This is a genomic window from Metamycoplasma hominis ATCC 23114, from assembly GCF_000085865.1.
GTDB classification, from domain to species: domain Bacteria; phylum Bacillota_I; class Bacilli_A; order Mycoplasmatales; family Metamycoplasmataceae; genus Metamycoplasma; species Metamycoplasma hominis.
This window is the reverse complement of sequence record NC_013511.1, coordinates 286,307-299,953: the sequence shown is the minus strand read 5'-3', so window position 1 is coordinate 299,953 and position 13,647 is coordinate 286,307. Positions and strand designations below refer to the sequence as shown.

The 13,647-nt window shown below is 24.7% G+C and carries 12 protein-coding genes and 3 tRNA genes; 11 read left to right on the top strand and 4 right to left on the bottom strand.

Annotated elements, in window-relative coordinates; genetic code table 4:
* Window positions 1-4 precede the first annotated feature (4 nt).
* The 8 genes from MHO_RS01405 to MHO_RS01370 all read left to right on the top strand — a co-directional run bounded on the left by MHO_RS01405 (window position 5) and on the right by MHO_RS01370 (window position 9,462).
* Window positions 5-508, top strand: a complete 504-nt coding sequence (locus MHO_RS01405) for a hypothetical protein (protein WP_012855523.1) — start codon at window positions 5-7, stop codon at window positions 506-508.
* Window positions 508-1,056 (top strand): hypothetical protein, encoded by a 549-nt coding sequence (locus tag MHO_RS01400; RefSeq protein WP_012855522.1) that lies wholly within the window; start codon window positions 508-510, stop codon window positions 1,054-1,056. Before MHO_RS01405 ends, MHO_RS01400 begins: the two co-directional genes overlap by 1 nt.
* Window position 1,057: 1 nt before the next feature.
* A complete protein-coding gene (locus MHO_RS03130) occupies window positions 1,058-1,807 on the top strand; it encodes a variable surface lipoprotein (protein WP_012855521.1) in 750 nt (249 codons plus the stop codon).
* Between the two features lie 213 nt (window positions 1,808-2,020).
* Window positions 2,021-2,431: a hypothetical protein gene (locus MHO_RS01390; protein ID WP_012855520.1), complete on the top strand. Its 411-nt coding sequence runs from the start codon at window positions 2,021-2,023 to the stop codon at window positions 2,429-2,431.
* Window positions 2,432-2,563: 132 nt separating this feature from the next.
* Entirely contained in the window at window positions 2,564-3,115 is a 552-nt protein-coding gene (locus MHO_RS05450) for a hypothetical protein (protein ID WP_012855519.1), read from the top strand.
* Between the two features lie 118 nt (window positions 3,116-3,233).
* Window positions 3,234-3,758 carry a hypothetical protein gene (locus tag MHO_RS05445; protein WP_012855518.1) on the top strand — a complete coding sequence of 175 codons (525 nt, stop codon included), beginning with the start codon at window positions 3,234-3,236 and terminating at the stop codon, window positions 3,756-3,758.
* A 14-nt stretch (window positions 3,759-3,772) separates the two neighbouring features.
* Complete coding sequence (locus MHO_RS01375) at window positions 3,773-4,504, top strand: triose-phosphate isomerase (RefSeq protein WP_012855517.1); 732 nt, start codon at window positions 3,773-3,775, stop codon at window positions 4,502-4,504.
* A gap of 239 nt (window positions 4,505-4,743) precedes the next feature.
* Window positions 4,744-9,462: a DUF4011 domain-containing protein gene (locus MHO_RS01370; RefSeq protein ID WP_012855516.1), complete on the top strand. Its 4,719-nt coding sequence runs from the start codon at window positions 4,744-4,746 to the stop codon at window positions 9,460-9,462.
* Between the two features lie 63 nt (window positions 9,463-9,525).
* On the opposite strand, the gene MHO_RS01365 is transcribed toward MHO_RS01370, so the two are convergent.
* The 4 genes from MHO_RS01365 to truB form a co-directional block, all read right to left on the bottom strand.
* Entirely contained in the window at window positions 9,526-10,398 is an 873-nt protein-coding gene (locus tag MHO_RS01365) for an FAD synthase (protein ID WP_012855515.1), read from the bottom strand.
* Window positions 10,398-11,123, bottom strand: coding sequence for a TrmH family RNA methyltransferase (locus tag MHO_RS01360; RefSeq protein WP_012855514.1), 726 nt, complete (start codon window positions 11,121-11,123; stop codon window positions 10,398-10,400). The genes MHO_RS01365 and MHO_RS01360 overlap by 1 nt, the downstream gene beginning before the upstream one ends.
* A gap of 69 nt (window positions 11,124-11,192) precedes the next feature.
* Window positions 11,193-11,996, bottom strand: a complete 804-nt coding sequence (locus tag MHO_RS01355; protein WP_012855513.1) for a YcsE-related riboflavin metabolism phosphatase — start codon at window positions 11,994-11,996, stop codon at window positions 11,193-11,195.
* Window positions 11,997-12,004: 8 nt separating this feature from the next.
* Entirely contained in the window at window positions 12,005-12,868 is an 864-nt protein-coding gene (gene truB, locus MHO_RS01350; RefSeq protein ID WP_012855512.1) for a tRNA pseudouridine(55) synthase TruB, read from the bottom strand.
* Between the two features lie 208 nt (window positions 12,869-13,076).
* On the opposite strand from truB, the gene MHO_RS01345 reads away from it, so the two are divergent.
* From MHO_RS01345 to MHO_RS01335, 3 genes are all read left to right on the top strand, one after another.
* Window positions 13,077-13,152 (top strand) — tRNA-Thr (locus tag MHO_RS01345).
* A gap of 3 nt (window positions 13,153-13,155) precedes the next feature.
* Window positions 13,156-13,240, top strand: a tRNA-Leu gene (locus MHO_RS01340).
* A gap of 100 nt (window positions 13,241-13,340) precedes the next feature.
* A tRNA-Lys gene (locus tag MHO_RS01335) sits at window positions 13,341-13,416 on the top strand.
* Window positions 13,417-13,647 lie beyond the last annotated feature (231 nt).

Below are 13,647 nucleotides of genomic sequence, written 5' to 3'. Positions count from 1 at the left end.
ACATATGAAAAAAATAATATTATCTATAGGGGCAGTTCTAGTTTTAGCTTCGCCAATAATTTCAGCATCTTGTGTTTCAACAGATGAAAATACAGCAAAAGCAAATGAAATTTACACTAATAAAAGTGGAATTTTTAATTCTTCTCAATTAGAAGCAATCAAAAATGATTTTGTTTTCGAACTAACTGAACAGAGCAAAATACTAAAAAATAATTATGGCAATAAGGCGTTGGCAGATGAGCTAAAAAAGATTTGTAAAGATTATGAATTGCAAATTAATCTTAGCCCTTCTGAAAATAATAAATTAGCAGGTTTGAGGTTAATTAATAATGCAAACTTTTTAAAATTGTTTAAAGTGGTTAAGCCGAATTTAGGTGTAAATCACCAATTGATAATTAATTTTAAAATTGATAATAATAACAATATTTCATTAATCTATGACATATATTGCAAAGATGTAAAAACATATGATGCCAAAGATCAAGAAATAAAATTAGATTTAGAATAATGAATAAAAAGATTACACTATTTTGTTTACCAATAGTTTTAATAATTCCAACAATTGCAGCAGTTTCATGCCAAAAATCCTCTAATTTAAAAGCCAAAAATGATTTATTAAAAACCAAGATTATTGAAGGAATTAATTGCCCATGTCATACTAAATATAATGTTTTATCTAATAATAATCAAAACATGTCTAGTACTATGCTTGCAGCAATTTATGATAGTTTTAATTTTGAATCCAAAATACCGCTTAATCAAGAGAATAAGAAATTTTTATTCAAAATCATTGATAAACTCAATGATAAATACAAAAAAGATGATCAAAAGTCAAACATATTCAGTGATGAGTTATTTTTAAAATATTTTAAAATTTCATTGCCTGATTCGAAATACTTATTAAATCATACATTAAAATTAGAACTTGGATATGGTGATACAAATTTAAAATCAGATACTATATTTATAAAATATAGTATAATATGTAAATTAAGAAGTAACCAATTTTTACAAGTTATTGAAGATGAACGATATGTTTATATTCAGGGGGAATAATATGAGAAATAAAATTCGCTTATTAATACTAAGTGCCGTTGCAACTTCAGTTGTTGCAATGCCATTAGTTGCAGCAGGATGCAAAACAACAAATGATAGTCAAAATTCTACAACCACAGGTGAAGATTCGACTGGACAATCTCAAGATTCTACAACCACAGGTGAAGATTCGACTGGACAATCTCAAGATTCTACAACCACAGGTGAAGATTCGAGTGGACAATCTCAAGATTCTACAACCACAGGTGAAGATTCGAGTGGACAATCGCAATCTGGCGACATTATAGATCCTAATAAGAGAGCAAAAGGTCAATTAGGCCAAAGCCAATTGTCATATATTAGAGACCAATTTGGTTTCACTCTAAATAATGAAGGTAAAGAAATATTAAATGACCCTGCACGTGGAACAAAAGAATTACAAAGAATTTTAGAAGGAATAATCAATAAGTATAAATCTATTGATGAACAAATTGAAAACAACATAAGAAATAAACAAACTAGTGGAATAAATTCGCAAGTTTATAAAGCATATAAAAATGTAATAAATGATGCAGATTTTGTAAAATATTTTAAGGTTACATTGCCTAAGATACTTATTCCGTTTGGCCACCCCATTTCAATACAATTAAAATCAAAGGGAAGATTAAGGGATTTGCCAGTAATTTCTTATAGTGTAATATGCCCTGATAAATCAAATAATGGAATTTTTAGTAGTGACGGTGATAGCGAAGTACCACTTGAAATTGATTAATATAAAATAATGAAGAATTTTAATCAAAAAAATAGCCTAAATTAGACTATTTTTTTGATTATTTAGGTTTATAAAAATAATTTGTTTTAATAAAACTACTTAAATTTATTGAACATTTTGGTAAAATAATCGTGATTTATAACAAATACAAGTTGATAGCACAATTTAAGAATATAAAATTAAAAAAAATATTACACACTTCATAGGAGAAAAATGAGAAAAAAATTACTTTATATATTACCGTTATCTTCAACTATTTTAATAACCCCATTAGTTGCAGCTTCTTGTTCTAAAAAACCTAAACAAAATATAGAAACCACACAAACTAAAGATGAAAATGCACAAAAAACTGAAGAATTATTAAAAAAATTTAATGATGCAAAAACTGATCTTTTTAGTTATTTAAAAGATAATTTTTTGGTAGAAGGAGCTGAACAATTTAACACCTTAAAAGAAGTTCAGGATGCCAAGAAATTATTGGAATCTTTTAATAAAGAATCCCCTGAATCATCAATAGAAAGTTTAAATGAAAAAATACAAAAAATAAACGTTGCTAAACAAAAAATACTTAAAATTCAACCACTTTTAAAAGACTTAACAAAAATTGATAATTTAGTAAACTAATTAAATAATCTTGAAAATAAAATTAAATTAGATGCAGACAATTCTAAAATAGATAAATTAATAAGAAACGAATTAAAATCAATTGCTGATAATTTATCTTTAACTTTAAAGGCAATTAATCTAGAAGCATTATTGAATAATATTAATAGCAAAGATATTGCCAGTTATTTAAATAAATTGAACGAGATTAAACAAATAACCTCGCTTAGAATTCAAAAAACTAAATTTATTAATTTGGCATTGCAACAAAAATTCCAAGACCAAGTAATTGAAAATATTATCGATAAAATTGCTAAAAACAATTTAAAAGAAAAATATATACCATTAATAAATCAATATCAATATTTTAAAGAACAAATTATTAAAGAAATTAACAAATGACATGCAAATGATAATTTAACACAATCTTTAAATGAACAAATTGATTCTATAAGTCAAAAGTTAGCATTAAACGAGTCTATTTGAGAGTTTGTAGAAACTTTGACTGATGCAGAAATTAATTCAAATAAAATATTTCAAAAACCAGATGGCCAAGATTTTATTGAAAAATTTATAAACCCATATATTAATAAATTAGTTAATAACGAAAAAGACAGTTCATATACAAATTTCAAACAAGTTGAGCTTGATAAACAAAAATTTAACGAAATTTATCACAAAAAAATAAATTCACTAATCAAATAAATTAATTTACCTTGTATACAAAGAAACAAAATAATATTTAATTTTTATTTTTAAAATCATTAATCAGATATATTTTAAATTTGTTTTGCATTGTTAAAAAATAATATAAAATAATGTTATGACATTAAAACAAAAAAATTTTAGAAATCAAAAGAAATCAATATCATATTGAAAGAATGCTTGAAATAAAGCAACGATTAGTTATTTTTTTGTTTCATTAGTGATTTATATTGCATTAATTTTTATAGTTAGATATTCAAAAAAATCTGATGATGGTCAATATGTTCATTCTTGGCAAAATTCATTGACTGTATCAATGATTTTTGCAATTACTATAAATTTTATAATTGTTGTATATAGAAAAGGAATGGGAAAATGAATTGTCAATCCTATTGCTAATTTAATTAGAAATAGAATCATAATGCGTCGCGCAAAAGACAAATTTTATTCAGGAATGACAATTCATCAAAAGGATATTATTATTGCTAAAGAACGTCAAGAATTTGAACGTGAAAGACTCAAAGCTGAAAAGCAAAGAAACTATCAATCAATTAACAATTTATCATTTCTTTTATTAATATTATATGGATTAATTATACTAATTATATTGATTCCATTTTTAGCATTAAAAATAGTTTGATAATAAAAGAGGTTAATATGAAATATTTAATTGGTAATTTAAAAATGAATCTATCTTATTTAGAAAGTCAGAATTATTTAAATGAACTACAATCATTAAATAAAATTAAAAATTTTAAAAATGTAATAATTGGAGCGGCTTTGTCATTCGATGCAATGTCTCTGTCTTTACAATATAATAAAAGAAATTTTTTGTTTGGAGTTCAAAATATTTTTTATAAAGAAAAAGGTGCATACACTGGGGAAGTTTCATTTAGATCAGCAGTTGAATTGAACATTGACTTTGTTTTAATAGGACATAGTGAACGTAGAAAATTATTTAATGAAACTGATCAATTGATTAATTTAAAAATTAAACAAATTGAAAAAACTAGCATTATTCCTATTTTGTGTATAGGGGAAGATCAAGAAAATTGTAGCGATAAAGTCTTTGAAGATATTATAAAAAACCAAATATTAAAAGCTTTAGAAGATGTTGATGTTTATAATCGTTTAATTATTTCATACGAACCTACTTATTGCATTGGAAATGGAAAAATTCCTCAAAATTACCATATTGAAAAAGCAATATCTGTAATTAAAAAAATTACTAATAATCAAGTTCCGGTGTTGTATGGCGGTTCAGTTTCACAAAAAAATATTGAAAAATTGCTTGAAATTAAGGATTTGGATGGTTTTTTAGTTGGCGGAGCAGCATTAGATGCTCAAGGTTTTTTAGAAATGGGTTCAATAATAGAAAAAAACAACTAGAAATAAAAAACAAGACTCACATCAAAATAAAACGAGTCTTGTTTTTTTTACAAACATCCCACATTTGTTGGGGTGTTTTTGAATCATTTTTTAATAAATTTATTATTTTACCGTTAAATAAATGTAAAAATTTCAATTTTTAATTCATCAAGCGTTAAAATTTTTGTTTTTTAAAATATGCTAATAAAATCTTATATTAAACAATATTTATTTTAAAATTAAAATAATATAATTTAGAAATGGAAAATAAAGAATTAATTACAAAAACTTTGGCATATGAGTCTTTAAAGAATAAGCTATTAGACACAACATTAAGAAATATATTGATAAATTATAAAAAAAATAAATCATCAACTATAACAATTGAAAAGGAAGACATAAAATCAATTTTAGATAAAATTGAAAATAGAAGTGAATTTAAATTTATTGGTTCTCAAGATTCTGATGATGACATTGAAGTTGAAAGCAATGAATTTTTGTCCTCTGCTTCTCAAAAAGAATTATTAGCAATATTGTCGTTATTGCAAAGAAAGCAAAAGACTTTATTAGAAGAACAAGGAATTAATATTCTATATTTGGCTTTTGGTGGGCTTCAATGAAAGGATAAAACAGAAAAAAACGTTTATAGCCCACTTTTGTTTTTACCTGTTTCAATTGAAAGTGAAAACGGCTTGCAAAATAAAAAAATAATTATTCAAAGCAATGATTTCGTTGTAAATAATTCATTGATAAAGAAATTAAATGATGATTTTGGACTTGATATTAAATTTGAAGCATTTGATAATATTGAAGGTTCTCTATATGATAAATATACACAATACATTGAGTTTATAAATCAAAAAATGAATTCGTTCAATGATTCTATAAAACAAAATTGAAAAATAGTTGATGAAGCCTCATTGTCTGCTTTTAGGTTCTCTTCTATGGACATTTATTTAGATGTTGATAAAAATAAAGATAATATCATTAATTCAGAAATTATGAATGCAATGACAGGGATTAACAATGTTTTTAGTTCTGAATATTTGTATTCTGAAGAAGAAGTTGATAATATAGTTTCTCCTAAAGGCTATTATCACTGCCTAATGACTAATTCTTCGCAAGAAGCAGCTATTCAATCAGCAATTAAAGGAAATAGTTTTATTATTCAAGGTCCTCCAGGAACTGGAAAATCTCAAACTATAGCAAATATAATAAGTGAATTAATTGCAAGAGATAAAAAGGTTCTATTTGTTGCTGAAAAAAAGGCTGCTTTGGATGTTGTTTATAAATCAATCCAAAATCTTGGATTTGCTAATTTTATTTTACTTATTCATAGCAATAACAGCAATAAAAAAGATTTTTCTAATGATTTGTATGAAACATTGCAAGACGGTCAAAAATTTAAAAAAGTAAGTAATGAAGTTATTGCTAATAATGATTACTTATATAGCGACTCGTTAGAAAAAATGAATGATTTTGTTAGAAAGATATTATCAAATAGAAAACCATTAGGTCGCTCATTATATTTAATGATTGGTGATTATCAAAAATTACTTGCCAATACAAAAGGTATAAATTTCGATATTAGAGATTTTGAAAAAATGGATAATGAACAGTTTGTTAAAATTCAAAGTAGTTTAAATAAGTTTAATTTAAATTATAAAAATATAAATTTCAACGCTAAGGAAAGTTTATGATACGGGCTTTCGATTTTGGATGTAAAGCTTCAAGATTTAGAAAACATTAAAGAGATTTCTAGCCATTTAATTAATGAAATTCAAAGCCTAATCAATTTCTTAGATCTTGAAATTCCAAACAATTATCAACAATATATTAAAAATAGCAATTATTCATTATTTAATTCATTTTTTAAAATTTTTTCAAATATACAAGATATAGATATAAATCCAAAATATTTAGAAATTTTTTCGTATTATGAAACAAATGCAACACAAACCCTAAATGAAATACTATTGCAAAAAGAAAGAATTCAACCTGATATTGACTGAATTCTTTCAAGATATAATCAAAATATTTTTAATAGTGAAATTTATAAGAATTTAGATTTTATGAAATCTCGAAATAATATTTTTAAGCGTCTTTTTTCAAAGAGATATAGAGCAATAAAAAAAGAATTAAAAATTAATTTTATATCTTCTAATTTAAATTACAAAAACTTGTTAAAAGATTTAGTGGCATTAAACAACATTCAACTTGCTAAAAATGCAATTACGCTTTTAACAAATAAAATTCCTTTTTTATTTAAAGAAAACTATAATGAAATGGATCTTAATAGTTTAAAGCAACAACTAAATATATTTTCTAAATATGAAATTATTAATAATCAATTAAGTGAATTAAAATTTGATCAAAATTTAAAAATTAGCTTTTTTAACTTTTTATTAAGCCATATTCAATTAACAAATAATTACATAAATTTATATAAAAATTCAATGACTTTTGAAGATAAATTCAATGACTACTTTAACAATAAATATGTAGATTATTCAAATTCAAATTATAAAGTTAATGATTTTATAAAAAAACTAAATTTTTTAATTGATTCTGATGAATATCCTGAAGCATATTGTAGTTATATAAAATCAAGACAAGAATTAAAAGACAACCCCTTTACTAATGATTTTGTGGATGCTATTGAATTGCTAGATATTGATTGTTTAAAACAAAATAGTATTGAAAATATTTTTAATAAAAGATTTTATCAACTTTTAATTGATTACTATTTATCAATTGATTTAGCAGATTGAAACGATAGAGAATATGAAAAAATTATCAATGTTTTTAAAGACTCTTGTTTAAAGCTAAATGAAATTGCTAAATTCAAAATAATTGAAAATTTATCAAACAATTTGCCTACGTTAAATTCGACAATATACAATGATGAATTAGAAATTTTAAAGAAGGAATATTCAAAAGTTAGAAATAAAAAACCGATCAGAAAACTATTTAAAGAAATTCCAAATTTAATTCAAAATATTAAGCCTTGTTTTATGATGTCTCCTTCTTCGTTAAGTACATATTTAGCGGATAGTAGCATTACATTTGATAGTGTAATTTTTGATGAGGCTTCTCAATTAACGACAGAAAATGCCTTGATATCAATGATTAAGGCTAAACAAATTATTATTGCTGGTGATATAAATCAATTGCCACCAACTAATTTCTTTAAAACTATGTCTAGCGAGCAAGAACCAAACGAAGACGAAGAAATAGTCAACGAAGAAAATGATTATGATTCACTTCTTGAAAGAATGCAAAGCTCATTTAGACAAGTTGCATTAAAATGACACTATCGTTCAAAATTTGAAGAATTAATTTTGCCTTCAAATAAGTTCGTTTATGATAATAAATTAATTACTTTTCCAACATATCAAAAAACCGCCAAGAAAGACGGGGAATTGCTTCCTTTTGAAGGCGTTTCATTTATTAAGGTTAATGGAATTTATGAAGATCAAACAAACGAAATTGAAGCAAATAGAATCATTGAATTAATAAAGCAATTAAAAGATTATTATGGCAATACAAAAACATTTGGAGTTGTAACGTTTAATTTAAAACAAGCTAACTTAATTGATCACAAATTATTCTTATTTATGAATGAAAATCCTGAATATATGGATTTAGACACAGAAAATAAAATTTTTGTTAAGAACATTGAAAGTGTTCAAGGTGATGAAAGAGACATCATTATTTTAGGAATTACAAATAGTTGGGATAAAAACGGAAGATTGTCAAGATTCTTTGGACCATTAAATAATGTTGGCGGTGAAAAGAGACTAAACGTCGCAATAAGTAGAGCCAAGGAAGCAACTATTGTTGTATCTTCAATATCATATTCTGATTTAAAAGTAGACGATTTAAAAAACGAAGGACTAAGATTTTTAAAGCAATATTTACAATTTGCAGAATTTGGTTACGACAGCAAATCAGATGATATATTACAAGATGACACTAAAATATTTGATAGTGAGTTTGAAATCCAAGTTTATGATGAACTTAAGAAGCTTGGATTTAAAGTAAATACTCAAGTGGGATGTTCAAAATTTAAAATAGATTTAGCAATTGTTGATGATAAAAATCCATCGAAATATATTTTAGGTATTGAATGCGATGGCGCCACATATCATTCATCAAAAAGCGCTCGTGATAGAGATGCGATTAGACAAATGCTACTTGAGTCAAGAGGTTGAATAATTCACAGAATTTGATCTTTAAATTGATTTAAAAACAAAAAAAGAGAATTAGAAAAAATAGTTGATAAAGTAAATCAAATTAAACAAAAAAAATTTGTTGTAAAGCAAAATGAATATAAAACGATTGAAAATAGTCAATTTGAAATTATTGAAAAAAGAGATAATTTTAATTTTGAAGAATGACTTCCGTTTAATTACTCATATCGTAAGACACTAAATTTTATAGAAAAGTCAAACAAAAGAAATCCTTTGTTAAATGGCTATGAAATTGTTAAACAAATGTTTAATTATGGCCATACTTATAGAGAAAAAGAAATCAATAAAATGATAAAAGATATATTCGTGAACCTAGCTTTAAATAAAGACGAATATACTTATAAATTTCTTTGTGAAAATTCTATAAATTATTTTGTTAATAATAAAATGTTAGAAAAATTAATAAATCCTGATGGCGAAATCTTTTATCATGATGTTTCAAAGCCAAATACTTTTAGAATGCCAAAGGATTGTGACAATAGAAAAATATCAGAAATAAGTTCGTTGGAAATGTTTGATTTAATAAAACAAGTTTTAAACAATTCAAAAAGTTCTATTTTAAAAAACAATTTAACTAATACTATTTTAAAAACATTACTAATAGCAAGAACAGAAAATAATATTTCAAAATTAAATGATCTATATGGATATTTAAATAATTTAGGGTTAATTAAAGTTATTTCAAACGGCGATATTGAATATATTGACTTGAACAACAAAGATTAAATTAAAATAATATATTTTGTTAAAAAATAGCAAGTGTTACAAACTTGCTATTTTTGTTTAATATTATTTTTTGTTGGCAATGAAGTAATTCTTTGCAATTTCAATATCATTTGTTGAAATTTGATTTTCACTATTATTATTTATATGTCTAATGCATTGCAAAAATTCAATGTAAAGTTCTTGATATTTCGAAATAAAATAATCAATATCAAATAAATAAATTATGTTGTTTTCTTGCAGGTTATTATTTGAGTCAAATTGATTTTTATTTATAAAAATTAAGCCGTGATATTCAATGTTATTTCAAACGACATTGGCAATATAAATTCCTGCTTTTAATTGATTTAAATGTTCTGGATATTTGAAATTAAATTTTTGAGAATTTACAATTATTGAATATTTGTCTATTAGTAATTTGTTCAAGCCATTTATGTTTCCTTCTTCAATAAATTCATTGATTATTGTTGAAGAAATTTTTTGTTTATTTACCTTTAATTCATTGGCAACATATACATTGAAATATTTTTTTAATTTATCAATGTTACCCTCTCTATTGAACCCAAACCTAAAATCTTGACCACAAACAACATTTTTAACGTTGTTTATTTTTAATCCTTGAATAAAATCACTATAACTACAATTCAATATCGTTTGGTTTACATCAACTAAAAAAACATAATCAAATCCCAACATTGCTAATGTATATAATCTAGTTTTTGGTTGCATTGCTTTTTTTGTTAATACCTGAGAATTTTTAACTGGATTTTTAAACATCATTATTGCTAATTTTTGATCTGGATAACTTTGCTTTAAATCTTTTGCTATTTTAAATAATTCGTTGTGCCCTAAATGTAATGTTTCAAACGAACCTAAACAAATTGTTAAAGGTTCATTTATGTTTAACTTTGCTTTAAAATCTCAATCAAAAACTTGCATTATTTATCTCCATTATAAATTTTATTCATAATAATTGCGCCGCAGCAAGCAACATTGAGACTTTCAAATTCAATAGGAACGTAAACATTAAAATCACTTAAGTCAATAATTTTTTCGTCTATACCATTTCCTTCATTCCCTAAAACAATAACAATTTTTTTATTTCTAAAATCAATGTCATTGAGCTTAATTGAATTTTTATTTAATGTTGTACTATAAACTAAAAAATCATCTTTTTTAAAGGCTGACAGTTCTTTGCTTAAATCATTTGTCTTAATAATGTTTAGTGAAAACATTGCTCCTTGTGATGAACGAATTATCTTTTCATTGTATATATCTATATTTTCAACTATAACACTATCAAAGCCAAAAGATTTAGCAAGTCGAAAAATAGTACCAATATTTCCGGGATCTTGTAATTTATTAAGGGCTATTATTTTATTTGCTTTAATATTTAAATTTTGTATTTTACAAATTGCAATGATATTTTGAGGTGTTTGCGTTGTTGATAATGTTTTAATAATTGCTCTAGTTACTTGAGTTGAGTTTTTATAAGTTAGTATGTCATTGAATTCTAAAATGTCAATAACTATATTTGCTTCGATTGCTTCTTTTACTAAATGATAACCTTCAACAATAAACAATTGTTGTTCTTGTCTGCCTTTGGGAGTAAGTAATTTTTTATATTTTAGAATTTTTGGATCTTGTGTACTTGTAATTGCCATGTGTTTTTTTTCCTAATATAAGTATTTTAAAATAAAATAAATAAAAATCAACCATAAGGTTGAAATTTATTAGTCAAAAAATCCTTTATCTCTTAATTTTCAATATGGACCATCTTCAGTAACTGGCAAGCAAATTTCATTTGCAGCATCTTTAGTAACATCTTCTCCATTGCCCATAGCAATACCTAATCCTACTTTTTCAAGCATTTCAATATCATTTTCTGAATCACCAAATGCTACCATTTCATCAAGAGAAATGTTTAATAAATCTCCTAGTATTTTTAAGCCTACAGCCTTAGTTATTCCTTTAGCAGAGATGAATATGCCACCATTTCATTGAGCTAGAATTCATAAATCAAGATTTTTTTCTTTGAAGAATTTTTCTAAATCAGCTGCTACTATAGATGGTGTTGGAGTTGAAATAGTAATTAAATAATTTTTATCATGTTGCGATTCGAATTCTTTTTCTGGAATAAATTTGTCTTTATATGGTCTGTAAAATCAATGATCTATATTAAATAATTCATTGTAATATCCCCATTTGTTTCCAACAAAAGAAAAAGATAATTTATGTTCGCTTGCATATTTTCTAAATTCAACAAAATCTTTGTAATTAATAGTTTTTTCAAAAATATATTCTTTTGTTCTTAAATCAAGAATAAAAGTTCCATTTGCACCTATAAAATAATCAACATAAGGGTTATCTATTTGGGCGCCCACTGTAAAAATATCACGACCAGAACACAACACATTTACATAGCCTTGTTCTTTTAATTTTTCAAACATTTCTTGCATTCTAGGTGTTAATTGAGTAACTCCGAATGGCAACAATGTTCCATCAATATCAAATACTATCATTTTGTATTTTGTCATGTTTACTCCTAGCTAGAAATTAACATCGTAAGGCGTTTAAAAAATCGCTTGAAAATAGTTACATTTCCAAATTCTGATTTTCCTCATCCTACTATGTTATTCAAGTAAATAAAAATAATGTTTCCGCAAAAATTTTTCAATGATTCAAAGTAGCAACTATTTGAATTTTGGTTTGCTAATATTTGAATATCATTTTTGGTTAGCTTAAATAATTTTACATTAAAAAGTTCGTTTAAGTTTGTAATTTTTTCAAATTCTTCTTGACCATTTAAACATATATTGCCAATTTTAATTCGCTTTAAAACAACTACTACTGCATCTGTGTTACATATATTAGCTAAATCATGAATCAATGATCTAATATATGTGCCTTTTGAAACATTGACCTTAATGATGATTGATTGATTCACTTCATTAAATTCAATTAATTCTAAATTATTTATTTTTATATCATTGGCTTTTAAACTAAATTCTTTATTATCTCTAGCAAGTTTGTATGCTCTTGTTCCATTAATTTTTTTTGCACTATAAATTGGTGGTACTTGTTTTGTTTGTTTTTTTAATATTTCTAGTGCTTGTATAATTTGAGATTTAGTTATTATTTGAAAATTTTGTATTTTAGTTACATATGTTCCTAAATCAAAACTATCTGAAGAGTAATGGAATTTCGCTTCCACATAGTATTCCTTGTTTTGATTTTCAATTAAAGACAAGGCCTTTGTATCTTCATCTGTTGCTACGATTAAAAGACCTTCAGCCTCGGGATCTAATGTTCCACAATGTCCAACTTTATTGATATTATTATTTTTTGCAAATTTTTTTATTGCAAAAAAACTTGATTGGCCTCTTTTTTTATATAACTTATAAAACATAATTTTGTCCTTGCCATGTAATCATACATTAAAAATATTAATTTATTATCTTTAAAAATTAAAGTTAATAAAAAAATCATATAGTAATAGTAAAAAATAATATTTCAACATTTATTTTAAGATATTATGAATAATTAAAATTTTAAATTTGAATAAAAATGTAAAATTTTTTAAAATTTCCTTATATAATAATAAAGCATTTACAAAAGCCGTTTTAGCTCAGTTGGCAGAGCAACTGACTTGTAATCAGTAGGTCGTAGGTTCAAGTCCTATAAACGGCACCATATGCGCGAGTGGTGAAATTGGCAGACACGTTAGTTTTAGGCACTAATGCTTTGCGGCGTGAGGGTTCAAGTCCCTCCTCGCGTACCATATCATCAAGTTGTAACAAAAAAGTAGCAAACGCTACTTTTTATTTGTTTAATTTTAAAAAAATGTTTTAGTTATGTTATAATAAATAACGCAAAAACACGCATCCTTAGCTCAGTTGGCAGAGCAAGGGACTCTTAATCCCTGGGTCGTGGGTTCGAGCCCCACAGGATGTACCATATTAAAAAACTAGCTTAAAATGCTAGTTTTTTAAATATTTTTATAGGCTAAAAAAACACATTATAATATTTGCTAAATCAAAAAATCAATGTAACAATTTTTGTAATTTATTATTTTTTTATTTCTTTTAAAAACATTATCTTTAAATAAAAAATAACCAAACGGTTATTTATTTTTCTTTTTTAAAGAAAAAACCAGTCATTTGAACTTGAGCCTTTATTCGTGTGATA